The 25621-nt window shown below is 46.7% G+C and carries 18 protein-coding genes; 9 read left to right on the top strand and 9 right to left on the bottom strand.

The window, feature by feature from the left end; genetic code table 11:
* Positions 1-2: 2 nt before the first annotated feature.
* The 5 genes from RQM65_RS10695 to RQM65_RS10675 all read left to right on the top strand — a co-directional run bounded on the left by RQM65_RS10695 (position 3) and on the right by RQM65_RS10675 (position 7168).
* A complete protein-coding gene (locus RQM65_RS10695) occupies positions 3-608 on the top strand; it encodes a TetR/AcrR family transcriptional regulator (RefSeq protein WP_314014864.1) in 606 nt (201 codons plus the stop codon).
* Positions 609-1955: a TolC family protein gene (locus RQM65_RS10690; protein WP_314014862.1), complete on the top strand. Its 1347-nt coding sequence runs from the start codon at positions 609-611 to the stop codon at positions 1953-1955. It begins immediately after the preceding gene.
* Between the two features lie 23 nt (positions 1956-1978).
* Positions 1979-3163, top strand: coding sequence for an efflux RND transporter periplasmic adaptor subunit (locus RQM65_RS10685; protein ID WP_314014861.1), 1185 nt, complete (start codon positions 1979-1981; stop codon positions 3161-3163).
* A gap of 93 nt (positions 3164-3256) precedes the next feature.
* Entirely contained in the window at positions 3257-3523 is a 267-nt protein-coding gene (locus RQM65_RS10680; protein ID WP_314014860.1) for a four helix bundle protein, read from the top strand.
* A 135-nt stretch (positions 3524-3658) separates the two neighbouring features.
* Entirely contained in the window at positions 3659-7168 is a 3510-nt protein-coding gene (locus tag RQM65_RS10675) for an efflux RND transporter permease subunit (RefSeq protein WP_314014858.1), read from the top strand.
* A gap of 74 nt (positions 7169-7242) precedes the next feature.
* Here RQM65_RS10675 and RQM65_RS10670 read toward each other — a convergent pair whose 3' ends face one another.
* Together RQM65_RS10670 and RQM65_RS10665 are read right to left on the bottom strand one after the other, a co-directional pair.
* Positions 7243-8568, bottom strand: coding sequence for a RagB/SusD family nutrient uptake outer membrane protein (locus tag RQM65_RS10670; RefSeq protein ID WP_314014856.1), 1326 nt, complete (start codon positions 8566-8568; stop codon positions 7243-7245).
* Between the two features lie 11 nt (positions 8569-8579).
* Positions 8580-11585 (bottom strand): SusC/RagA family TonB-linked outer membrane protein, encoded by a 3006-nt coding sequence (locus RQM65_RS10665; protein ID WP_314014854.1) that lies wholly within the window; start codon positions 11583-11585, stop codon positions 8580-8582.
* 214 nt (positions 11586-11799) lie between these two features.
* Between RQM65_RS10665 and aspS the strand changes: the two genes are divergently transcribed.
* The 3 genes from aspS (at position 11800) to RQM65_RS10650 (ending at position 16101) form a co-directional block, all read left to right on the top strand.
* Positions 11800-13557, top strand: a complete 1758-nt coding sequence (gene aspS, locus RQM65_RS10660) for an aspartate--tRNA ligase (protein ID WP_314014853.1) — start codon at positions 11800-11802, stop codon at positions 13555-13557.
* 303 nt (positions 13558-13860) lie between these two features.
* Positions 13861-15561: a chloride channel protein gene (locus tag RQM65_RS10655; protein WP_314016826.1), complete on the top strand. Its 1701-nt coding sequence runs from the start codon at positions 13861-13863 to the stop codon at positions 15559-15561.
* A 285-nt stretch (positions 15562-15846) separates the two neighbouring features.
* Positions 15847-16101 (top strand): hypothetical protein, encoded by a 255-nt coding sequence (locus RQM65_RS10650; RefSeq protein ID WP_314014852.1) that lies wholly within the window; start codon positions 15847-15849, stop codon positions 16099-16101.
* A 120-nt stretch (positions 16102-16221) separates the two neighbouring features.
* Here the strand turns inward: RQM65_RS10650 and RQM65_RS10645 are convergent, their stop codons facing one another.
* The 7 genes from RQM65_RS10645 to RQM65_RS10615 form a co-directional block, all read right to left on the bottom strand.
* A complete protein-coding gene (locus tag RQM65_RS10645; protein WP_314016824.1) occupies positions 16222-16671 on the bottom strand; it encodes a nucleoside deaminase in 450 nt (149 codons plus the stop codon).
* Positions 16672-16920: 249 nt separating this feature from the next.
* Positions 16921-18285: a DUF5723 family protein gene (locus RQM65_RS10640; RefSeq protein ID WP_314014851.1), complete on the bottom strand. Its 1365-nt coding sequence runs from the start codon at positions 18283-18285 to the stop codon at positions 16921-16923.
* Between the two features lie 152 nt (positions 18286-18437).
* Positions 18438-19973 (bottom strand): LytR/AlgR family response regulator transcription factor, encoded by a 1536-nt coding sequence (locus RQM65_RS10635; protein WP_314014849.1) that lies wholly within the window; start codon positions 19971-19973, stop codon positions 18438-18440.
* Between the two features lie 2 nt (positions 19974-19975).
* Positions 19976-20461 (bottom strand): hypothetical protein, encoded by a 486-nt coding sequence (locus tag RQM65_RS10630; protein WP_314014847.1) that lies wholly within the window; start codon positions 20459-20461, stop codon positions 19976-19978.
* 38 nt (positions 20462-20499) lie between these two features.
* Positions 20500-21903 (bottom strand): hypothetical protein, encoded by a 1404-nt coding sequence (locus RQM65_RS10625; RefSeq protein WP_314014845.1) that lies wholly within the window; start codon positions 21901-21903, stop codon positions 20500-20502.
* Between the two features lie 292 nt (positions 21904-22195).
* Positions 22196-22675 carry a hypothetical protein gene (locus tag RQM65_RS10620; RefSeq protein WP_314014844.1) on the bottom strand — a complete coding sequence of 160 codons (480 nt, stop codon included), beginning with the start codon at positions 22673-22675 and terminating at the stop codon, positions 22196-22198.
* Between the two features lie 18 nt (positions 22676-22693).
* Positions 22694-23536, bottom strand: coding sequence for a zinc metalloprotease (locus RQM65_RS10615; protein ID WP_314014842.1), 843 nt, complete (start codon positions 23534-23536; stop codon positions 22694-22696).
* A 265-nt stretch (positions 23537-23801) separates the two neighbouring features.
* Between RQM65_RS10615 and RQM65_RS10610 the strand changes: the two genes are divergently transcribed.
* Positions 23802-25607, top strand: coding sequence for a 1-deoxy-D-xylulose-5-phosphate synthase (locus RQM65_RS10610; protein ID WP_314014840.1), 1806 nt, complete (start codon positions 23802-23804; stop codon positions 25605-25607).
* The last annotated feature ends 14 nt before the right edge of the window (positions 25608-25621 follow it).

Genomic DNA, 25621 nt, shown 5'->3' with positions numbered 1-25621 from the left:
TTATGAGAGAAAAAATTTTAGAAAAGGCAACGGATATGTTCTTGAAGCTCGGTTTCAAGAGCGTTACAATGGATGATTTGGCCCAAGAACTCGGCATATCTAAAAAGACCATCTACACGCATTTCCGAAATAAGACAAGGTTGGTCGAGGTGAGCACTGATCGGTTGTTTAAGATTATTTCAGGCGGTATCGACCACATATGTTCATTACAGAAAAATCCTATTGACGAAATCTATGACATCAAAAAGTTCGCGATGGCACATTTAAAAAATGGAAAATCATCGCCCCAGCACCAACTAAAAAAATATTATCCGAAAATATTCGGTACCCTTAGGGAGAAACAGTTCGATATCATGCAGACCTGTGTAGTTCGGAACGTTCGCAATGGAATCGAACAAAATCTGTATCGAGACGATCTCAACGTTGATTTTATCACCCGAATATACTTCTCTGGAATGCTAAGCATTCAAGACCGTGAACTTTTCCCCGATGAAACTTTCGACATGCAAGAGCTCGAAGACCATTATCTCGAGTACCACTTAAGGGGTATAGTGACCCCAACAGGCAGAAAGATCTTGAACGGCATCATCAACTCAAACCACGAATAAATGCGGAATAATTTAACGCTATTTTTTATCCTATTCTTTACGCTTCAGGGATTCTCGCAAGACACCGTTAAAAAAACCTATAGTTTCACCTTGGAGGAAGCTATCAACTTCGCCCTTGAACATAACTACAGCGCAATTAATGCCGGTCGGGACATCATTGATGCCCGGAAACAAAAATGGGAAACCATTGCAGAAGGCCTACCCCAGATAAACGGTTCGGTAAGCTATCAAAATCAGTTGAAACAACCGGTTTCGCTTATTCCCGCTGAATTTACTGGCGGCGAACCGGGCACCTATCTCCCGATTGTTTTTGGACAGCAGCACCAAGCTACGGCAACCGCTACCTTGAGTCAGAAAATTTTCGACGGCTCTTATATCGTTGGGGTACAGGCCACCAAGGCATTTTTGAGCTATAGCGCCAATACCGAGGAGAAAACAGATCAAGAAGTCCGTAAATCGGTCGTGGAGGCCTACGGCAACGTGCTACTTGCCGAGGAGAGCGTGGTTATTTTCAAAAAAAACAAGGCCAATCTCGAAGAGAACCTTTTTGAGACACGAAAACTCTTTGAAAACGGACTGGGCGACGAAGAAAGTGTCGAACAGTTACAGATTACCCTATCTTCGGTAGACAACCAATTGAAGAACGCCATTAGGCTTGAAACCATTACCCGCCAGATGTTGAACTTGGTCATGGGCATTGCCATTGACGCCCCGACCCGGCTGGAGGAAAGCCTGGACAATCTGGCCGAGGCCCAGATCGATTTATCGCTGATGGAAAACGATTTCCAGATGAAAAACAATGTGGACTATAAATTGGCCTTTAATCTGACCGAACAGCGCTACTACGAATGGAAACTGGCAAGAAGCCGTGCCCTACCTACTTTAAACTCCTTTATCAATTACGGAACGTCGGCCTTTGCCAACGAATTCAGTTTTTTTGATGGAGACCAAGAATGGTTCGATTCGGCAATATTGGGTTTTGACCTTAGCATTCCGTTATTCAGTTCGGGTAAACGCAGTGCCAGCACCGCACGGGCAAAGATTGCGATGGAAAAGGCAAAGACCCAGCTGACGGAGGCCGAAGAGCAGATACGCCTTCAATTGCAGCAGGCCAAAAGTGAGTACATACTGGCCATTGAAGAGTATCGAACCGCCGAAAAGAATCTAGGTCTGGCCGAACGTATCGAGAACAAAAACCAGATCAAATATACAGAGGGCCTGGCCAGTAGTTTTGAACTTCGGCAGGCCCAGACCCAATTGTACGACGCACAACAGGGATACCTGCAATCGATGGTAGAAGTGATAAACACGAAAACGAACCTAGAAGTCATATTGAACGAAGAATAAAGATGTCAACTTAACGCACAACGATGAAAACAACAATACCCATTCTTATTGCAGCGATTATTCTTTCTTCCTGCGGGGGCAAAGATGAATCCGTCGATTCCCTGATCGCCCAAGGAAATTTGGAGTCCTTGCGTGCCAAGAAATCCGAAATTGCGGATCGACGGAAAGAGATTGATGCGGACTTGCGCAAACTGGATTCCGTCATCGCGGCCAAATCCGGCGCAGAACGGCTTCCGTTGGTGAATACGATTGCCGCCGAACCCCAAAAGTTCGTCCACTTTCTCGAACTGCAGGGTGACGTAAAGACCAAACAAAACGTGCTAGTCTATCCTGAAATGGCCGGCACCCTACAACGGGTGTACGTTCAAGAAGGCGATCGAGTGACCAAGGGCCAAACCCTTGCCGTAATCGATGACGGGGGTATGAGCAGCCAATTGGCCCAATTAAAAACGCAGGCCGAACTGGCAAGGACTACCTACGAGCGCAGAAAACGGCTTTGGGACCAGAAAATAGGTTCGGAAATCGAATACCTATCCGCTAAGAGCAACTACGAGGCGGCCCAGAATTCCGTGGAACAAGCGGAGAGTCAATTGGGAAAATCTACTATAAAGGCTCCTTTTTCGGGAATCATAGACAACGTCATCAAGGATCAGGGCACGGTCGTTTCGCCCGGTCCGGGTTCGGAAGTGTTTCGCATTGTCAACCTATCCGATATGTACATTACCGTTGACGTGCCAGAAATTTATCTTGGTGACGTGTCCAAAGGCAAGAAGGCGATGGTCTATTTTCCGGTACTGGGTGACAGCGTGACTACTAAAATTCGAGAGACAGGCAACTTTATCAAGCCCTCGAACCGTTCGTTTAACGTCGAAATTCCCGTTCCGAACAAAGACGGAAAGATAAAACCCAATCTTACGGCCAAGGTAAGCTTGAACGATTATACGAGCGACGACGCCATTATGATCCCGTCGAGTATCATTTCCGAAAATGCGGAAGGGGAGCAATTCGTGTATCTGGCAGAAGCGTCCGATAGTGATAACGAGGCCGTTGCGAAAAGAACCATCATTACAACCGGGAAGACCCAAGGCGCACAGATCGAGGTGTTGACCGGCATCGAACCGGGCAGCCAAGTAATTAAAGAAGGTGCCCGAACGGTCAAGGACGGACAGAAGGTCAAGATAAAGGAGACGTTAGACGTTAGACGTTAGACGTTAGACGTTAGACGTTAGACGTTAGACGTTAGACGTTAGACGTTAGACGTTAGACGTTAGACGTTAGACGAAAAAAATATTATTATCTGTATGTCACAAATAAAATTTGCTTTTGAGGACCTAAAAGTATACGCGAAAGCTCTTGATTTGATTGATAGGGTCTATAAGGTTACCGATGCTTTTCTAAAGGAGGAGACCTATAGGTTGACATCGCAGTTCATTAGGGCAGCAACTTCTATTGCATTAAATATTGCGGAGTGCTCAGGCGACACGAACCCGCAGTTCAATAGATTCCTACAAATCGCAGGAAACTCTGTCAAGGAATGTGTTGTCTGTTCAAAAATTGCCGAACGGTAAGGCTACATAGCCCTTGAAACGGAAAACGAACTTAGAATGAAACTGCAAGAACTAGCCAAGATGATCCGGTCTTTACAAAAATATCTCAACAAAAGTACTAACGTCTAACGTCTATAGACTAACTGCTGAAAAAAAATGAGCAAAATTAAAAAGAACGCCGAAAAGGAATTCCGTCCCTCATCATGGGCCATCGATAACCCGTCGGTCATTTACGTCTTGATCGGCATCTTCCTGTGGTTGGGCTTCTCGGCCTATATGGCGATGCCACGGGAGGACTTCCCCGAAATTATCGAGACCAAGATTTACATTAGCACCCCCTTTCCCGGCAACACCGCCGAAGATATCGAGCGCCTGATTACCGACCCGCTTGAAGATCGATTGAAGAATGTAAGCAACGTCATCGAAGTCGTCTCCACCTCGCAAGAAGACTATTCCATCATAACGGTCGAGTTCGACGAGGATATTACAGTGGAATCCGCGAAACAAAAGGTCAAGGACGAGGTAGACGGGGAAAAAGCCAGCGAAGACTGGCCGCTTTTCAACGGGGCCAAGGTAGAACCCAATATTTTCGATCTCAACTTTTCGGAGGAGTTCCCGATAATGAATATCAATTTTACCGGGGACTACCCCGTACAGCGACTCAAGGAATTTGCCGAATACCTGCAAGATGAAATCGAGGACCTGCCCGAGATCAAACAGGCAGATATCAGAGGGGTTCAGGAAAAAGAGGTCGAAGTGGCCGTTGATGTTTATAAAATGATGGCCGCAAAAGTCAGTTTTCAGGACGTCATCAACGCCATAAGCAACGGAAATATGACCATGTCCGCCGGGAATCTTAAAATCGGTGGACAACGGCGCACCGTTCGTATTATCGGAGAAATCGAAAATCCTAAACAGCTAAACGACTTCGTGGTAAAATCGGAGAACGGAGCGGTATACTTAAAAGATATCGCCAACGTAACCTTCGATGAAAAGGATAAAACCACATACGCCCGTGAATTCGGGGAAAGTGTCGTAATGCTCGACGTGAAAAAAAGGGCCGGCCGGAACTCTATTTCCGCTGCGGATAAAATTAAGGAAATCATCAAGGAGACCCAGGCCAACTATTTTCCCTCCGATTTACATATATCAATAACCAACGATTCCTCGACCCGTACCTTGAACCAAGTCGACGATTTGGTGAACAACATCATTTTTGGAATTATTCTGGTCGTCACGGTACTCATGTTCTTTTTGGGCTTCCGAAATGCGCTTTTCGTCGGTTTCGCTATCCCCATGTCGATGTTTATGTCGTTCATGATCCTGAACGGCTTAGGCTACACACTAAATACCATGATACTTTTCGGTATGATCATGGGCCTCGGTATGCTGGTCGATAATGGGATAGTGGTCGTTGAAAACGTCTACCGCTTGATGGATGAGGGCATGTCGCGAACCGAAGCGGCCAAAAAAGGCATTGGTGAAATTGCCGTACCCATTATTATTTCGACCCTTACCACCGTAGCGGCTTTTGTTCCGCTTGGGCTCTGGCCGGGAATTTTCGGCCAGTTCATGAAATATTTCCCGATTACCCTGTCGGTGGTACTCGGGTCGTCGCTTTTTGTCGCCATCTTTATGAACTCGATGCTGGTTTCGAACTTTATGGAAACTGGGGAAAAGGAACTCAAATTAAGGCAATTGATACGTCTCAGTATCATATTGGGGGGGCTAGGCGCCATTATTCTTGCGTTCGGCGGGGCCCTACGCGGGCTGGGCACTGTCTTATTGGTCACCGCACTTATGTTCTGGGTCTATAAGTATTTCCTAAAGGGATGGGCCGTAAATTTTCAGCGGCATAGCATGGTCCGATTTGAAAACTGGTATGAAACAAGGTTAAAACACGCGCTGCGGGGCGGAAACGTGTACTGGTACTTCGGACTTACATTTCTTTTATTGATTGCCGTATTCATTCTGTTCGGGGCCTCCATCGGCGCCGGTAGGACTAAAATCGAGTTTTTTCCCGATAACACCCCCAACGAAATCTTCGTGTATTTAGAATATCCCGAAGGTACCAGTATTGAAAAAACCAATGCCGTTACCAAAGAAATCGAAGACCGGGTTCAAACCGTTCTCAATCAGGACGAGTATATGGAAGATGGAGAAAATTATATGGTAACCTCAAGGATATCGCAGGTAGGCGAAGGGGCTGGCAATCCTTATACCGACGGAGGTTCCAATGCCGAAATGCCACATAGGGGAAAAATTACGGTCAACTTTAGCGAGTTCAAGTTCCGTCAAGGAAAAGATACCGAGATCATCCGCCAGAAAGTTCAGGATGCCCTCGATGGCATCTACCCCGGCCTCGCCATATCGGTGGAGAAACAGCCCAGCGGCCCACCAGCAGGTTCCCCGATCAATATAGAACTCGAAGGAAAAGATTATGGGGAACTGATAGATGTCGGCGAGGATATCGTGAATTTCATCAATTCAAGAAACATCGGAGGCATAGAAGAACTTAAAATAGACGTGAACAAGAACAAACCATCGATGCGAGTAAGCGTCGATCGTGAAAAGGCAGGAGAATTGGGTGTGGCCGCCGGACAAGTGGGCAACCAATTGAGACGGTCGCTGTTCGGTGAAAAAGCGGGCGTCTACAAGGAGGACGGTGACGACTACGATATCAACGTTCGTTTTAACAAAGACCTTCGATATGACAAGAGTGCCCTCTTCAACCAGAACATTATCTTTAGGGACGCCGCTACCGGACAGATTAAGGAAATTCCTATTTCGGCCGTGGCATCTGAAAAGAACACTTCCGGGTTTAGTGCTATAAAACACCGTAACGGGAACCGGGTGGTTACCGTATATTCAGGTCTTAAACCTGGAGGCAACGCAGCAGCAATCGTTAGCCAGATCCAGGAGGAAATGAAAAACTTCGAAGGACTTCCCAATGATGTAAAAATCGATTACACCGGGCAGATCGAGGAACAGAACAAACAGATGCAGTTTTTGGTAGGCGCCTTCTTTTCGGGCCTGGGGTTAATCTTACTGATTTTAATCTTTCAGTTTGGGGGCATCTCTAAACCTATTATCATTATGTTGGCCATTTTTCTGAGTTTTATCGGGGTTTTCGGAGGACTGATGCTCACCGGATGGCCGTTTGTGATCATGATGACCATGATGGGTATCATTTCCCTGGCCGGTATTGTGGTGAACAATGGCGTTGTGCTGTTGGATTATACCCAGATTCTGATCGATCGTAAAAAGGTGAAGCTTGATTTGGATGATCGGGACCTTTTAAAAATCGACGACGCGACGGATGCCATCGTAGTCGGGGGTAAGGCAAGACTGCGCCCCGTAATCTTGACCGCTATCACTACGGTTCTGGGACTGATTCCCTTAGCCATTGGCCTGAACATCGACTTCTTCTCACTATTCTCGAACTTCGATCCGAAAATCTATATCGGAGGCGACAACGTCATCTTTTGGGGCCCCTTAGCTTGGACCGTCATCTTTGGATTGCTGGTGGCGACCTTTTTGACCCTGATTATTGTCCCAGTACTTTTTAATATAGTGTATCGGATAAAGATTAAGGTTCGAAGCCGTAGCAACAAGAAAAAGAAGCAGACGGCGAAAAAAGGAAAGGCGTTGGAAACAGCAGCATAAAGGATATTCACATAAAGAACAGAAAAACCTCGATAATCGCTATCGAGGTCCCTCTCTAAATCTTCCTAAACGACCTACTGATTTTCGGTCAACGGAATCGGAAACATCATCCAAACGTTGTCGTCCGGCCTATCAATAGGTAGCTCATCTAACCTATCGTACCTTCTTACATCGATCCAGCGATGCCCCTCCGCGAATAGGGAATATCTTCTTTGGTTCAACATCTCATCCACCAACGAAACGGTATCGGTCGGACCTGCGTAAGCCGGCAAACCGGCAGCTTCACGAATGGTGTTCAGGGCGGAGACGGCCTCAATGGGGTTCACGGTAATATTTGCTTCGGCATATAACAAAATCAACTCTTCATTGCGAATCATAGGAATGGGATCCGTATCCGTTTCGTATCTAAATACCGCATATGCGCCGGTCAGTCCATCTTGGGTCAGAGGTTCGCTACGCTCGGCCACCTTGTTCAGTCGGTTATCGCCGGTCTCTGCATCCGACAAAAAACTGGGCTGTACAATTCTGGCCCCCGCAGCCGTGGCTTCAACAGGAAAGAACATAGGGTTTAACATATCCGTCTGATCCTCGGAAAAATTGTAATAAATTCCGGTATCTAAATCCGTAGCGTTCAAATCCAGAAACGAATTGTCTAAAAACGATAAAGTGGCCTGGGCATCCCCTTGATAGGTGGCCACTCTGGCGGCAATGGCCTGATTTGCCTGCAAAAAAGAAGCGGGTGTATCAAAGCCGGTAAACCCCGAAGGCAAGAAAAAAGGAAAAGCACCCCCGCCACTGCCCAAGTCAACGGCCGCTTCTTCCAATAGGGTTCTAATACCGCTCAGAGCTTCTGATTTTGACACCAACGGCCCCAGATTATCCTCATCGGCCACGTCTAGCCGAATGCCGTTTTCATAGGTCAAGTTTAAATTCAATAATAAGTCATGGGCTATAAACGTTTTGAGGAAACCCCTGGTAGCGTTTATTTCCTGATTCGAGAACTGATCCGACAGATCTTGTCCTTCTAGAAAACCTAGAATTAAATTGGCGTTTTTGACCGTTCTGTACCTGGCGGACCACGGATTAGTGATGTAAAAGGTATTGTTGTCGAGAATGTTGGTTCCCCCTCCCAACAAATCGCCGGTAAATCGAGGGTCGGAGGCAGAAAATCGATAATATTCCCTTCCGATTACCCCGATATCGTCAAAATAGCCCCCGAGATTCACTCTAGAGCTATACAATATTCCACCCACAAGGTCGGGCAGGTCCCCTCTCGTAATGTTTTCTTGAAAAGCATTGACTTCGGGTCCGTTCAAGTCGGAAAACTCTTCGACCTCGCAGGAGGCAAGGCCTAAAATTATGAGGATACAGCTAATAATCTTATGTGTATATAATTTCATGGCTTTTTATATTAAAAGTTAATAGCAACGTTGAACATATATTTTTTCGAGGAAGGGAACGGGGTCACATCTACCCCGGTAAATATGGTTCCCCCGCCAAAATTCGATACTTCGGGGTCGTACCCATTGTAATCGAAAATATTGATCAGATTAGACCCCGAAAGTCCGAACTTAATGCTCTCGATAGTATCACCGAATGCATTCGGCATCATTTTACTATCCATGATGTAATACAGTCCGATTTCCCGTAAACGTACGTAGGAAGCATCCTGGACAAAAACCTCGGCATTCGCGTTCGGTCTAAATTTTCCATTGACGGTTTCTCCGGCAGGGTCCAAGGTAATATCATCGTAATCGGCGCTGGTTCCGTTCAGGTCCGACAACAGATTGGTCAGGTTGATGTTGTCACCGCCTTGTTTCCATTGCCATAAAAAGGTCAATTGAAGATTTTTATAGTTTAGGTTATTGTTAAATCCCATCTGAAAATCCGGTTCCCCATCTCCAATTACCCTAAGCCCGTCAGGATAAGAACCCACGATTTGGGTAGCACTTTTACCCTCTTCCAGTCTATAGCTTCCTAAACCAGCACCGAAGGCACCCGTATTATAGGCGGGAACGTTTAGCTCCGTAATTTCCGAATTGTTTTTAAAGAAATTGATTCCAAAATCCCAATGAAAATTTTCTGTTGTAAAGGGAACGGCATTCAGGGAAATCTCCACCCCTTTGTTCTGAAGGCTTCCCGCATTGACATATTGTTGGGTGTATCCGGTGGATGGCTCCAAGGATGCCAATAAGACCAAGTCATCAACGCTTTTGATATAGTAGGTGCCCGTAAGTCCTAACCGCCCGCCAAAAAAGCTTAGGTCGGTTCCGAATTCAAGTTCTTTTTGACGTTCGGATTTCAAATCGCTATCACCGCGAATTCCCCGCAAGCTTATTCCCAGAATTCCGTCCGTCGAAAAAGCGTTATAGGAAGTAAATAAGGCCCCCGAGGGTGGAAAGTTGCCCGCCTCACCATAAGCGACCCTTAGCTTGAACTGGTTCCATACTGAATTTTCATTCCAAAACCCGAACTCGTTAAGACTTACCGCCAAGGATGCCTTTGGATAGTAGGCGAGCTTGTTGGCATTGCCGTTGTTCGATGATTTATCGCCCCGAAGACCCACGGTAGCGATAACCTTATCCTGAAAATTGACTTCCTCCTGAACAAAAAACCCTGCATCCTCTTGTCTTACACGGGTCTGGTCAACTCCCGTATTGGCCGCTTGATCTACGTTGGTTTCGGAAGCTACTAGTCCGGTAGCCGTAATCAAATCGGTATTCCGGTCGAAGAATTCGTTGGTCAGGCCCGCCTGGGTCCTAAAATTGATATTGTTTTCGGTAAAAAAATTATGTACAAGAAAACCGGAAAGGTTATAGTTTTTGTTGATGGTCTCGCCCTGTACGGATACCCCGTTACGCCCCCCGTTGGAAGGTTTTTGAAACTGAAGCTCCTTGGGAAATATCGCCCGGGTCTGCAGTTGGTAAAAATCAAGTCCGCCCCGTAATATCAGCTCTAAAGTGGATTTTTCGGCCTTATAGATGTCGAGATTAGCGGTACCCCCCATAATGACCCGGTTTATCTTTTCATTGTTGGTCACCAGGTCACGGGTCTGAAGGATATTGGAGGCCCCTAGGTCATAATCGGGATAGACGCCATCCGCATTTGGGAACAAGTCGTACCACGGATAGGTTGATACCAGGGCAACCCCAATGGTCGTACCTGTATTGTCGTTATTGTAAAATCCCCTATCCGAGGAGGAATAGATGTAATTGGAACTCAAAGATAGTTTCAGGTAGTCTGTGGCCCGATGTTCCAGGTTTAGCCGTAACGAGGTTTTTTCGTATCCCGTATTTTTAACGATGCCGTTTTCGTTGTTGTAGGTTATTCCTGAAAAAAATCTAGTTTTCTCCCCACCGCCGCTCATGCTGAAATTGGTAATGCTGATCAGACCTTTCTCGCCGAAAATTTCCTTTTCGTAATCGATCAGGTTTCCTGAACTTCTCGCTTGTGTAAACAGGTCCACTTGGGCATTCGCCGCCTCGCGTGAGGCTTGGTCGTCAGCGGGGTTGTCGCTCGGGGAATAAAAAAAATCGAAGACCCGATCTTCCGTATAGTTCCTCAATCCGTACAGATTGATAGCTTGGGAAAATCCGGTCGATTGCGAAAACTTGAACTGTGTTTCGCCCGCTTTCCCTTTTTTCGTCGTGATAATGACCACCCCTGCAGCAGCTCTCGACCCATATATCGCCGCGGCAGAGGCTCCTTTCAATATCTCAATGTTGGCGATGTCTTCGGGATTGATGTCGGCAATCCGGTTCGACGGATTGTCCTGATTCGAATCGCTTCCCTGTCCAGCTGCTTCGGAAACCACATTGAGTCCGCCAGGAATGGACGAGTTGTCGATATATACCCCGTCCACTATATAAAGGGGCTGCGTATTGCCTGTTATGGACGTCGCACCCCGCAGTTTGACCGAGATACCGCCTCCGGGAGCCCCGGAATTGGAATTGACGATGGCTCCGGGAAATTTACCGTACAGAGCCCCGTCTATAGTGGAGGGTGGCGTTCTGCCCGTTAGTTCTTCCGCGGAAACCGAGGCAACGGCATTGGCCGAGTTCGATCTTTTCACCGAAGTTGCCAGCCCTGTAACCACGACCTCGTCGAGACCCGTGGCCGACTCGTCCAGGGCCACGTTTACTTCTCTAGCCGAGTTGACCTCGACTTCTTGATTGGCGTATCCCAAAGAGGAAAATACAAGGATAGCGGGGAAATCGTCCACTGTAATCTCATAATTGCCGTCAAAATCGGTGGTGGTGCCGACAGTGGTACCTTTTACTACCACATTGACCGCAGGTAAGGGCAGGCCATCAGCCGTTGCGGTTACTTTTCCGGTTATCGTACCCTGTGCCGCAATTAAAATTGGCAACATAAGGAACAACGCCGAAAGCACACTTTTGAACAAAGTTGGTCTCATTTTCATACGATTTAGATTAGCTGTTTCAACAGCCAATTTACGCAAGAAATACGGTAAACCTAAAATTATTGTTAAATTTTAGCATTTAATTTGAATTGTTTGGGACTCAATCCGCAGCTTCCGTCCTATAAGGAACTTCTGATCTGTTGGAAGCCCCGATTTTTTCCCCGATACCATGATAACTTCTTACATTTGCGCTTTAAAACCATTTTACATGTATAGGACCCACAACTGCGGACAGCTAAGCGAATCGGATATCGACAAAAAGGTCATCCTGTCGGGATGGGTGCAAAAAACCCGGGACAAGGGCTTTGTCGTTTGGGTCGATCTCCGGGACCGCTACGGGATTACCCAACTGGTTTTTGATGAGGACAGAACATCCTCCGAACTTTTGGCGCGCGCCCGGGAACTAGGCCGGGAATTTGTGGTACAGATCGAGGGAAAGGTGATAGAACGTGCTTCTAGGAACCCCAACATCCCCACTGGGAACATCGAGGTCTTGGTGGAAGAACTTACGGTACTCAATCCGTCCAAGACCCCCCCGTTCACCATTGAAAACGAAACCGATGGAGGCGGAGACTTACGGATGAGATACCGCTATCTGGACATCCGAAGAAATCCTGTTAAGAACAAGCTCATTTTTCGTAGTAAGGTGACAATGGAGGTCCGTAAATACCTCTCGGACCAGGAATTTATCGAGGTCGAAACGCCCTATCTAATCAAATCGACTCCCGAGGGCGCCCGCGATTTCGTAGTGCCAAGCCGGATGAACGAAGGTCAGTTTTACGCGCTTCCGCAATCCCCGCAGACCTTTAAACAACTATTGATGGTCGGGGGATTGGACAAGTATTTCCAAATCGTAAAATGTTTTAGAGATGAGGATCTGCGGGCTGACCGCCAGCCGGAATTCACCCAGATCGACTGTGAGATGGCCTTTGTAGAGCAAGAGGATGTTTTAGATGCCTTTGAGGGGCTGACCCGGCATCTTTTAAAGGAAATCAACGGAATCGAGGTGGAAAAATTCCCGAGGATGACCTACGATGAGGCGATGGGTCGATACGGCAGCGACAAGCCCGACATCCGCTTTGGGATGGAGTTCGGGGAACTGAACGCAGTCGCCCAACATAAAAACTTTAACGTCTTCAACACCGCCGAGCTCGTCGTGGGTATTGCCGTGCCCGGTGCCGCCAGCTATTCCCGAAAAGAAATCGATGCCCTCGTCGATTGGGTCAAACGGCCGCAGGTCGGGGCCAAGGGAATGGTCTACGTGAAGTGCAACGAGGATGGAAGCTATAAATCCTCCGTCGACAAATTTTATGATCAGAACGACCTGGCAAAATGGGCCGAAGCGACCGGGGCTAAAAATGGCGATTTGATCCTTGTGCTTTCAGGCTCGGCTGGCGAAACCCGCACCCAACTCAGCGCCCTGCGGATGGAGATGGCCCGGCGTCTCGAACTGCGGAAACCTGACGAGTTCGCCCCACTTTGGGTCACCGACTTCCCCTTGCTCGAACTGGACGAGGAAACAGGCCGTTACCACGCCATGCACCACCCGTTCACCTCGCCCAAACCGGGTCAGCTCGAACTTCTGGAAACCGACCCCGGCGCAGTCAGGGCGAACGCCTACGACTTGGTATTGAACGGAAACGAGATAGGCGGAGGTTCGATACGGATACACGACCGGGAAGTGCAAAGCACGATGTTGCGCCATTTAGGTTTTACGCCCGAGGAAGCCAGGGCACAGTTCGGATTTCTGATGGATGCTTTTGAGTACGGGGCCCCGCCCCACGGTGGCATCGCATTCGGACTCGACCGCCTCGTTGCCATCCTTGGCGGCCAAGAAACCATCCGCGACTTTATTGCCTTCCCCAAGAACAACAACGGCCGCGACGTAATGATCGATGCCCCGGCGCCTATCGACAAAGAACAATTAGAGGAACTGGGGCTCAAGTTGGAGGTGAAAAAAGTCTAAGTCCTCCGCGCCCGTCGATAGGGAGAAGTTGAAGGAGTAGGGGTTGATTCACGAACACGACCAACGCAAAACAGAAAAACCCGCCTTGTGTTGAGCCAAGCGCCAAATTTGTTTGGAGGGTTTGCATGAACTCAAAGAACGTCACTTTCGGGAGAATTAAATACCTTTGGGGACCGACACCTTTCCGAGAATGGAAGGATTTTTCAAAAAATTCACTCAGTGCCGCACCGAAAAAAATCATGGATTTCGCGATTTTTCAAATGGCGCTACAAGAACCTCAACCACAGGACCTTTATTTATATCATGAGTGTGGTAGTCGGCCTTTTGGCGGGACTGGCCGCCGTGGTACTCAAAAACCTGACCTATTTCATCGAGGCCTCGCTCGAGAGAGGCATCCTCATTTCTGATAATAGCCTGTACTTTGTGCTTCCCATTATAGGCCTCACCTTGGTCTTTATCTATGTGAAGTTCATCCATAAAGAAAAACTTAAGCTTGCCGTTTCGTCCATCTTGTTCTCGCTCTCTAAGGAAAAAGGCATTATTTCGCCTAAGCAAATCTATAGCCGTTTGATTACCGCCCCGTTGACCGTCGGTTTCGGGGGGTCGACAGGATTATTGGGCCCCGCCGTTGCCTCTGGCGCTGCGATCAGTTCGGTCTTGGGCAGTTCGCTGCGCATCAATGCCAAGACCCGATCCTTGCTCATCGCCTGTGCCTCCGCCGGGGCCATTGCCTCCATCTTTCAGTCTCCGATCGCCGCCATTATTTTTGCGGTAGAAGTATTCAGTCTCGATCTCACCATGCTTTCGATGCTTCCGTTGTTATTGGCTTCTATATCAGGAGTATTGACTTCCTACTTCTTTCTAGGCAACGAAATACTCTTCAGTTTTACCGTCCAGAAGTCCTTTGAAATCGAAGATACCCTGTTCTACATTGTCTTGGGAATAGGCACGGCATTTGCCTCTATCTACTTTACAAAAATGTATTTCGGTATCATCAAGCTTTTTGAGCCGCTGGGGAGTCCGATTTACAAGTTGCTGGTCGGCGGATTGGCCATCGGTACGATGCTCTATTTTATTCCGCCACTTTACGGCGAAGGTTTCGGATTCATCAACGACTTATTGCGCGACGATCACATTGCGGCCCTGGGCCACACCCCTTTCGACACCTACATCGACAATATCTGGGTCGTTGTTGCGCTATTGGCGGGCATTACCGTTTTCAAGGCCGTGGCCATGACCGCTACCTTGGCTGCGGGCGGGGCAGGCGGTACTTTTATCCCCACCATGGTCATGGGCAGTGCCTTGGGCAACCTGATGGCAAAGATCATCAATAATGCGGGACTGGGCTTCGACGTATCCGAAGCTAATTTCACGCTGATCGGAATGGCAGGCCTAATTTCAGGGGTGTTGCACGCCCCGTTGACCGCTATTTTCTTGATTGCCGAAATTACGGGCGGCTATGCCCTTTTTGTACCCCTGATGATCACGTCGGCAATATCGTATCTGATTACCAAGAACGTTATCGATTACACCATCTATACCCGTGAACTGGCCGAGAGCGACAGTCTGTTGACCCATGACAAAGACCGGACCGTGCTCAATTTTATGGATTTGGACGAGGTGATCGAAAAGAATTTCAAGCCCGTGCGCCCCGATATGACCTTAGGGGAAATGCTGCACGAATCCGTCTCGAAATCGACCAGGAACATTTTTCCCGTTGTGGACGAAAACAAGGCTTTGGTAGGCATTGTGCTGTTGGATGATATAAGAGAGTTCATGTTTGACACCACTAAATACTCCTCGACCACTGTAGCGACCTATATGCATACTCCGCCTGAACATATTTTTTATGGGAAGGACAACATGCGGCAAGTCATGCAAAAATTCCAGACCAGTGGCGCCTGGAACTTACCGGTCATCAAAAATGGCGAGTACGTCGGGTTTGTATCAAAATCGAAATTATTGACCGCCTACCGCCGAGAGCTGATCAACTTTACACGGTGAGGGGGATAGACGAAAAGAGCAAAGACGCAATGAGAAAGGATGTAAAAACTGTTGTTGAGGGCTTCCCTGTTCCAAACATAGTCACTTCAGTCTTGTGGAAGTAGGTTTCCCTTACTCAGCGTAACGGTCTTTCTACCTTTAGAAGCGGTCCTTCCTCCTTTAGCGCAGCGGTCTTTTTCCATATCTTTGCATCCTAGGAAATGAGCCATGAACATAATCGATTCTGTTCGTGGTAATTAGTGGTGAATTACATCTGACCTAGTAAAAAAAAATTAAAATATGCAGATGAAATACCTTATCATCCTTATTGTGCTAGCTTCTTTTGCCTCGATCATCTACGGCTTCAACATTCAGGAAGAGCAGTTGATGCTGGCGAACAAGTATATCGGTTTTGGAACGGTGGGACTTTTTCTGGTGGCCATGCCGCTTTTCCTTATTAAGTATTCCAAGGGAAAAAACATGAAAGACTACATGCTCAACGAGGAAAACATCCTCAAAATGCAAGGGAAAGAGAAGAAAAAAAAGGACGAAAAACAGTAACGGACCCGTGAATGGACTTGCCGAGCTTCTAACGCTGTTCTCATTGCCCCTCCCCCATTTTCACACCAAAAAAACTACTTCCTTACCTGTAGTTGGAAAGTTTTCCGGACTTAGCCCCTTTCAATTTAAACTCCGCCTTTGGATAAAGAACCGCTTTAATAGTGCACTGGCCTCGTTTTCCATTATTCCTCCTACCATTTCGGTCTTAGGATGCAGTTTCGTGCCCATAACACCACAGCCCCGTTGTGGATCCGCCGTCGCAAACACGATTTTTGGTATCTGGCTCCAATAAAGGGCTCCGGCGCACATTTGACAGGGTTCGAGGGTAACGTAGAGGGTACAGTCCCGCAGGTATTTGCCTCCCAAAAAATTTGCCGCAGCGGTGATGGCCTGCATCTCGGCGTGGGCAGTCACGTCGTTCAGCTGTTCGGTCAGGTTGTGGGCGCGGGCAATGATTCTGTCCTGCACGACAATAACTGCACCGATGGGCACCTCGCCCTTTTCAAAGGCGACTTCAGCTTCTTGCATGGCCCTTTTCATAAAATAGGTGTCGTCGTATGGAAGAATCATCGAGAATTTTTTGGAAGCAATGATACCGATTATTGCGTTGGACACAAAAAAGAAACCGTTTTTAAATCATAACTCTGTTCAATTTTGTGCTTTTTAGTCATTATACGGAGGAGACGTGCCATCGAATAAAGAATTCTTTTAGGATATTGAAACGGCTTCTCCGTACTCTCAAAGGAAAGAGCTTTTTTCCAATCGAGTTCACACCACAAACTAGCAGTAGAACGATTTGCACAAGAATAAAACCAAAAATTAATACTCGATATTCTTATACAACGGAATCTTAAGTCCCAAGTACACATCGGCGTTTTTACTGTTATCGGAAAATAGATTGGTCAATATCGAACCAGAACCCACGGTCAGGGGTCCCATCCTAAATCCGAGCCCCCAAGCGAAGTCGCCGTACTGCCGCAGTCCGATCGGGGAATACATACTGAACCATTTGCTCTCGAACCGAGGGGCTACCGTAGTCGTATTGACAAGATTATTGGTGTGGGAGTTGCCCGAACCCCGCATCGATAGGCCGGTATGCAACCCGACGTAAAATCGAGATCCGATGTAGTAGTCCGCCATAATCTGTAGGGCGGTAGGCAAGGCGATCTTTTGATCTCCAGTAACGGTCGTACCGGGATAGTTATCCTCCAAGACCTCTTCCAGGTCCTTGGTCTCGAATTCCAGGGCATTTACGTCACCATTGGCGTCATAAAGTGTATTCTCGCTATTTTTATAGTTGATACTGCCGATATCGGTCAGCGAAAGTGCCATCTTGAACTTATACTGTTGGACCCGTTGGCCTTGGATCCGCCCGTCCATAATCCGTTTTCTGTATTCGTAAACGACCCCGATATCGGCACCGAAGCCTCCCTGAAGCTCATTGAATTCGGGGGAGTCGGACTCAAATCCGGGGGTCGAGCCGTACGATAGGGAACCTTGCGTAACAAGCTGATTGGTCACCCCGTTAAAGTTTCCGCTCAGTTCAGGCGAGCTGGCGAACAGGCCTCCTGCGCCCATCAGGAACTTTAGGGTAATCCCCCCTTTCAGAAACTGGTCTTGGGTTCGTAGTAGCTCCCGGCCATAGGTGAACCCGATCTCGGAAAATACGTGGGCCGTAGCGTTCAGGTTTTTCGAATCGAACTCGAAATCGTTCCCGATATCGAAGCCATCGGAAATCCTTTCGTATAGGTTCCCGTCGATATTGTTCAAATTAAATAGTCCCCTAACCCTAGTGGTAAGGGCAATGCTCTGTTGGTCACCCAGGTTGATCAAGAACGAAGGGCCCAGGGCGTCGATAGTAGTAAAGAAATGATTGGTTTCAGACGGGAAGCGCTCCGCGTCGCTATCAAAATCGAATTCACCGCCCGAAGACAAAAACTCGGAAAAGGAAAGCCCGATAAAATCACTTCCCAAATATCCGCTGGCCGAGACCAGGTTGATGTCGGAACGAAAAGGGGTATCGAACACGTTGGCCGGATTGTAGGCCACGGCATGCACCCCGGCGTAGTTGTCCATCGTATGCCCGATATAGCTTTGGGCGAACAGTGCGAGGTGGCACATGACAAAAATCATTGAAAGTGCCAACTTGGAACAGGGGGTCTTAAAATTAAATTTTGCGAACATTGTTTTCGTTTGTTTTGGTTTGGTTCGGATTGATCAAAGTATGAAAGGATTGAACGTTTTACGGCCACCCACAGTACATATAGGGGGCAACAATGTTGTGAACGGACAAATATGCGATGTGAAGGCGCAAATAAATCCCATTGGCTTTGGATTTAAAATTCGTCGCGGTAAGATCGCGATAGCGGTATCTCGGACTTATCGAGAAGCGTTAACGACTTGTTGTTAATACGCTTTACGAAATTGCGGTTGACTATATAGGAGCGGTGGCACTGGATAAAATTAGGGGGCAGCTCTTCGCGAATCTTCTTCAGTTTGCCCCTTACAAAATGGCTTTTATCATCGGAGGTATGGATGTTCAGATAATGGTCGTCCGATTTGATATACATCAGGTCGGAGATATAGACCTTGGTTTTATCCTTTAGAACGATGTGGTTTTTGATGACGATATTCTTCAGTTCGTCGAGTTTTTGCAGGGTTTCCGATTTTTCGGATTCCAGTACCGTGCTTTTCTTCCGATAGCGACGGTACAAGAAAAACAACAGGACTAAAATCACGGCTGCAATTCCTAGAAAAGGCAGCAATGTCAGGATATTATTTTGAAGCTCCGAGTTTTTGTCTTCCAGTTCTTGGATGGCGATTTCCTTGTTCTTAACATCATATTTGACATCGATATCCCGTATTTTTTCAGCGAACGCATAGTATTTGACACTGTCCAAGGCACTGATCTTTAGTTTTAAATACGCATTGCTCTCGGTCGGCTTACCCATTTTTTCATGGGCCTTTGAAAGCCAATCATAGATTAGGTATTTCAACTCATAATCAGTCTTTACATTGTCGTTCTTAAGGGTCTGCTCGAGTTTTTCGATTGCTTCCTTGTAATTGCCATCGTTATAATCCATAATAGACAGCGCAATTGCGGTCCTAATTTTTCTTTTAAAGGAATAATATTCATGATCGTTATAGCTTTGGAGGGCTAGCTCGAAATATTTACGGGATTTTGCACTATCGCCGCCCGGGTAGGTGTAGAAAATGCCGGTCATGTGATACATGACACTTCTAAAATAAGAATGCGCCGGGGTGTCGACGACCAGTCCCAAAAACCGGTCTTCCAAATCCCTGAATTCCGATTCGGAAAAGCCGGAATACGACATATCGTACACCAAACGATAGTATCTTTTCCAAAATTCATCGATGGAATCCTGTGCATACTTTGAGAGTTCCGAGACATATTTGGTATAGAGCTTTTTGTCATTAAAGTTCTTCAAAAAATAGCTGTTGATACGCTGCAAGGCCTTGTTGATTAAAAGCGTGTCATTTCTTTTTTTCGATAAGTCCAAGGCGTTCAGGTAGTGTTTGTACGCAAGGGAATCGATCGGGCTTACCTTGTTAAAAAAGTAGTCTCCTTGATGGATGTTGTACAGCACCTTATCGGTATGGTTCATCCTGGCCATTTGGTCGGCAGTCGGTTCGATCTGCGTCAAATCTCCATTTTTCAGGTAAGCCAGCCTTTTTTGCAGCGCGGACCCGGCAACGGATAGGTCGTCGTTACGGTCGACAAGCTCTAGGGCATCTAGATCGAACCGTTTTAGCGACTTGATCTGTGATCGCACCGACTGCTCCTGTTGTGCCGCTAACTGTGCCAATGGCAGAAGGCAGAGAATCATAAAAAGAGTAACGCCCGAGTTCATGCTCATTTGCTTACAAAGGCCCTTGTGTTGCAAGGTATCCCATTTCTTGTCAGACGATTTTCATCGCCTGCTGCCGGCATTAAGTGGAAGTCGATCATCTTTCCGTTCTCCACCAAAAACAATTTTTTCAGGGTAAAGTCCACCCCGACCTTCTGCCGCTCTACCCTGTCAATAACAATATCACAAACAATATCCCCATCGCTATCCCTAAGGTCTGTCTCTACAATGGTGTACTTCGGATCTTCGTCCCTCCCTAGATTTACCAGCTTGAAATCCACTTCCTTGATTAAAAATTTGACGGTTCCGTCGGTCGTGGATAATTTTTCGCCCCTGACCCTTCCATAGGTCTGGAAAAAGTTTATTCCTTGGGTGGATTCGTTATGTAGTAATTGAAAAATATCCTCTTCTTCCAAATGCAAAAAGGTATAGATACATGCATTGATATCTTTGGGGTCTTCGGGTATTCCGCACTCATCTCGGTTTTTCATAATTGTCGGTTTTAATCTATATTATGGTTCTCAGTTTTTTATTCTTTTCTGGATCTGGTCACGTTATAGGTAATCCCGATAAAGAACCCAGTTTTGATCTTTGATGTCAAAGGGGGGCTTTCAAACGGGGACAATTCGGAGGTGCCGTCGTAGTTTTCGCCATCGCTAGAGACCTGGTTTGAAAGTACCTGTTGCTTTCCCAAATTGGCGCCGAGCGTGAGGGAAATACTCCGCTCCTTCCCAAAGCTTCCGGACAGGCCCAAGATATACCGGGGTTTCTCGTCAATCAGGGAAAAAGAGGCACCCAAGGCAGGCCCGATAGCCAACCAGGTACGCACTTTCCAATCCAGATGCACCAAGGCCGCTATCCCTAGATCCAACCCGGCACTTTGTTCGCTATCGATATCGGTCACCACATCGGCGGACTTGGTAAAAAAGAACTCCCGCTGTACCAAGGTGTTTGCCGAAAGGCCGGTGGAAAAGTCGATTCTGAACCTATTTCGTACGAAGAGGTCCGCCGTGGCCCGGGTCAAGGTGTCTGCAGGATTGAACCTATTGACCAAATAAATTTCGACATTGGTCAGGTCCTTCTTGGGAAAATGCGGCTCGGATATGGCCTTGCTCTCGATCGTTCCTCCGGCTCCTTCGATGAGTGCCGCAAGCGCCGACATGATTTTTGGTCTGACTGTCTTGAGCGAGGTATAGAAGGGCTCCAACCTGGCCAATTCGTCGGCGGCCACTCGATTGATCCCTGAAACCCCTTGGTTCTGCTCCTTCAGGTTTTCATAGTAATTCAGCACATGCCCCGTCTTTTCGAGTGTAAAAAAGAAAAAATTGCTGCGGTCGACATCGCCATATTCTTTTATGACATTTTTATTAAGCATGCTAATCCAATCGTTGATTCGGGTTTTACTCTTTAGGATTATTAAATCTTTTTTTTTCGGGATATCCAATTTAGGATTTTGCCAAACCGTGTCGATTTCCTTTCCTGTTTCAAGTAGGTCATCATACCCCTCGATAAACAGTTTGGCGATTATCGGGAAGTCGGATGTCTTTATCGACTCTGTTGTCGCCATAATCTTGTACCCATTCGTTCTTTGATTGCTGTCCATCCCGGGCACCAAAATTTTAAGTCCCTCCGGAAGTTTCGATACCCATTGAAAATCCTTGAACTTGAAGGCGGTATGATGCAAAACGGAATTGACACCCTTGACCTGTACCCGAAAAGCCTCGTCTTTATCGATACCCTTCTTTTTGAAATCGATTGTTTTACCGGTAAATTTGGATTTGATGGTATCCTGTCCGCTTACCGGTAGAGCATAAAGTAAAAGGACGACTACAAATAGGAAGATGGTGTTTGGCCCGATGCTGTTACCACGACCCCAATTATTGTGATCATTGGCCAAGGGATGGATGAAGCTGAACGGTGAGGTATTTTTCATGGTTTTCGGTTTAATCGGTTCGTACAAGGTATAATAAATTATTCATTGTTGGAATGAAAAAAGAACACATATATGTCGATATAACTTGTTTATATGTAGGTTTTATCTTAAAATAATTAATTATTGCTTTATATAAGATTGAATATCTGTCTAATTCTTACTCATTTTTTATAGATGGGAGTCCGTTTTTGCAGGACCTTCGAGCCAGATCATAGAAATATTGGTCCCTGACCCGTGGTTTAAGTGTCACGGTATGGCTGTTTTAGTTTTTAGCATGATGTAATCCATTGAATTAGTTATCGTTTACCATAAAATAAGTTCTCCAAGTGAATTTTTTTGGAGTTTGACGGACTGCCCTAGTTGCAAGCCTGGGGGACTTTACTGCGGTAACTGCACTCTTGAACAGTCTTGGAAAACCCGCTGAGAACACTATAACCGTAAAGAACTCTTTTGTCAGGTTTTGGAACGTTAAACCTGCATACTCCGCGAAGTAAAAATAGGATGCAATTGAAAAGAATAGCACTGCAATAATAGTAATGGTCCAATATGTTTTTGAAAATAGTTTAATCGGAAGATCACTCTTTGCGATGTCATGTCTAAGTTCGTACCAATAAATAACTTCCTGTAAAATACAGCCCATCAAACAAAATGCGTATAGACTCCAATTCCAAGTAAATGACTCCCCGGCATCTGAATTTAATTCTGGTTGTCCCCTTACTATCCATGGTAAAATCACTAAGGTCAGCCACAGTATTTTTTGTGTTATTTTCATCTTATTAATTTTTATAGTTTAAATGGGATGGTTTGACGTCAACCCGGTTCTGTACATTAATATCTGCTCTTTTATCCTCCCAGCTTGGGCATCGGACAACTCGCTCATCCATTCATCGTCTACATAGTTCATATAATTATGAATCGGAGCAAATTCTCCCTGTTTACAAGCATTATGCCTTTTGTTCTTCTCCGGTTTACCGTAATTTGCCTTAGAATGGGCATGGGTATCGTGCACATGATCACCTATGCCATCACAACCACCTTGAAAGGTATGATAAAGACCAAGCCAATGACCTACTTCATGTATGCCCGTCATGCCCAAATTGAAAGGTGCCGCATTTCCGTTAGGTAAGGATTCATCTAAAACCACCACCCCATCCATTATTGGGTCGCCCGCTAGGTCGAAAGGAAAAGTAGCCCAGCCAAGCAGCCCTTTTTGAAGTCCTCCAGTATAAAAGTTAAGATACTTTGAAGTGTCGGTCGATAAGTTAGATTTTGCCTCACGTTCAGAATAGCTTCGATAGCCCATTTTATACCAATTGTAATTATCGACAAATACGACCTCCGATTCGTCATAAACAAATTCAATTCCCGCGTTTTGAAAAGCCTTGTTCAGTAAATGAACCTGCTTTTCTCTCTGTTCCGGAATGATGAGCCCTTTAGACCCATAAGTAAAATGGACAAACTTTAAAGGGATTGTTAATTTCTGGAACAAAAATCTCTGTGATTTGTTTCTTTCAATTTCCTGATCTACCCTTAGAATTTCAATTGGTGCTGGGGTTTTGGTAGCACAACCTCTTCCAAACCTCGTAAACTCTTCTTGACTTTCGAACGACTTTCCGTTAATTGTAAATGCCATAATAATAACGTTTTGATTTGTTGAACATGTAATAAACTTTGATAAAAGTATCTGGAAACCAATCTATTGTCCAAAAAAATGTCGTGAACGACATTACATATAACGTGAGTTGCAACAAACTTTCACCTCCGCGCCAGAAAGAGTTGCCCTCCCCTGTTTAAAAAGCTACTTTTGCGGGGGGGCGAATGCCCAAAAGACTCCTTCGGACGATTGCCTGGCGGATGGAGTTCATGTGAACTCAAACGGGTTTGGGAGAGTTAAAGAGATGAGCCACTTTTCCGACCGAATTCAATTTTATCCATTGAAAAACCTATTGGAACATATTTCCTCCCCCGATGAGCTTCGTCGCCTAGACCCCGACGACCTGCCCAGGCTCGCCAAGGAAACCCGAGGATTTATCATCGATATCGTCGCTACCAAAGAGGGGCACCTGGGCGCCAGCCTGGGCACTGTCGAACTGACCATTGCCCTGCATTACGTTTTTGACACCCCCGACGACAAACTCATTTGGGACGTCGGGCACCAGGCCTACGGACACAAGATACTAACCGGTAGAAAATCTATTTTCGATACCAATCGCCAACTGGGCGGCATCAGTGGATTTCCCCGTCGTACGGAAAGTGAATACGATGCCTTTGGCACGGGACACAGTTCCACCTCGATTTCGGCGATTTTGGGGATGGCCATCGCATCGCGCTTGCAGGAAAATACCGAAAGACAACATATCGCGGTCATCGGAGATGCCTCTATCGCGAGCGGGATGGCGTTCGAGGCACTGAATCACCTCGGTTCTACCGATGCCAACGTGTTGGTGATACTCAACGACAATGCTATTGGGATAGATCCGAGTGTGGGGGCATTGAAAAAATACCTGACCAACGTTAAAAAAGGCACCGCGAAGGAAGAGAATATCTTTGAATGTCTCAATCTCGCCTACACCGGTCCCATAGACGGGCACGACATCTCTCAATTACTTCCGGAACTGGAACGTCTCAAATCGGTTAGAGGTCCACGACTGTTGCACGTGATCACTACCAAGGGGAAGGGACTTGAAAAAGCGGAAATCGACCAAGTTACCTATCACGCCCCGGGCAGGTTCGATCGGTTTTCGGGCGAAAGAGAGCCGAGCACCGATAACGAGCTGCCGTTGAAATATCAAGATGTTTTCGGCCATACCTTGGTCGAACTGGCCGAAAACAATCCTAAAATAACGGGCATCACACCCGCCATGCCCACCGGAAGCTCCCTGAAATACATGATGGCCGAATTCCCAAAGCGGGCCTTCGACGTGGGTATCGCCGAGCAGCATGCCGTAACCTTGGCCGCGGGCATGGCGACCCAAGGCTTGATGCCTTTTTGCGTTATTTACTCCACCTTTCTCCAACGTGCCTACGATCAGGTCATTCACGATGTCGCCCTTCAAAACCTACCGGTTATTTTCTGTATCGACCGGGCCGGTATCGTCGGACAGGACGGGGCCACGCACAACGGGATCTATGACATGGCCTATCTGCGGTGCATTCCCAATTTGGTCCTATTCGCGCCGATGAACGAGACGGAACTTCGCAACGGAATGTTTACGGCACAATTGGGACTGCCGCATCCTATTGCCATTCGGTATCCTAGGGGACGGGGAGTTCAGCAAGAATGGAGAACCACATTTGAGACCATCGAAATAGGAAGCTCAAGGGAGCTCCGTAAAGGTTCAAAGATTGCTATCCTATCCATAGGCCATATCGGGAATAGCATCGCCGAGGCCATCGAAGCCTTTGAAGCCGGGCAAATAGGACATTACGACATGCGTTTTGTTAAACCTTTGGACAAAAAACGCTTATACACTATCTTCGAACATTATGATTTTGTGATCAGTATCGAAGATGGATGCAAGGCTGGGGGTTTCGGAAGCGCCGTTCTAGAGATTGCGAACGAAATGGGGCACGCGAACAAACTGATTATTATGGGCATCGATGATTTATTTTTGGAACACGGTACTGCGGGGGAGGTACGACATTTGGCCAAAATCGATGCCGAAGCATTGAAAAATCGTATCAAAATCCTTCTCGATGAATAACCCGATTGCAGAAT

The organism is Pricia mediterranea, from assembly GCF_032248455.1.
Lineage (GTDB): Bacteria > Bacteroidota > Bacteroidia > Flavobacteriales > Flavobacteriaceae > Pricia > Pricia mediterranea.
The sequence above is the reverse complement of the archived record's forward strand: the minus strand, read 5'-3'. Positions and strand labels throughout refer to the sequence as shown.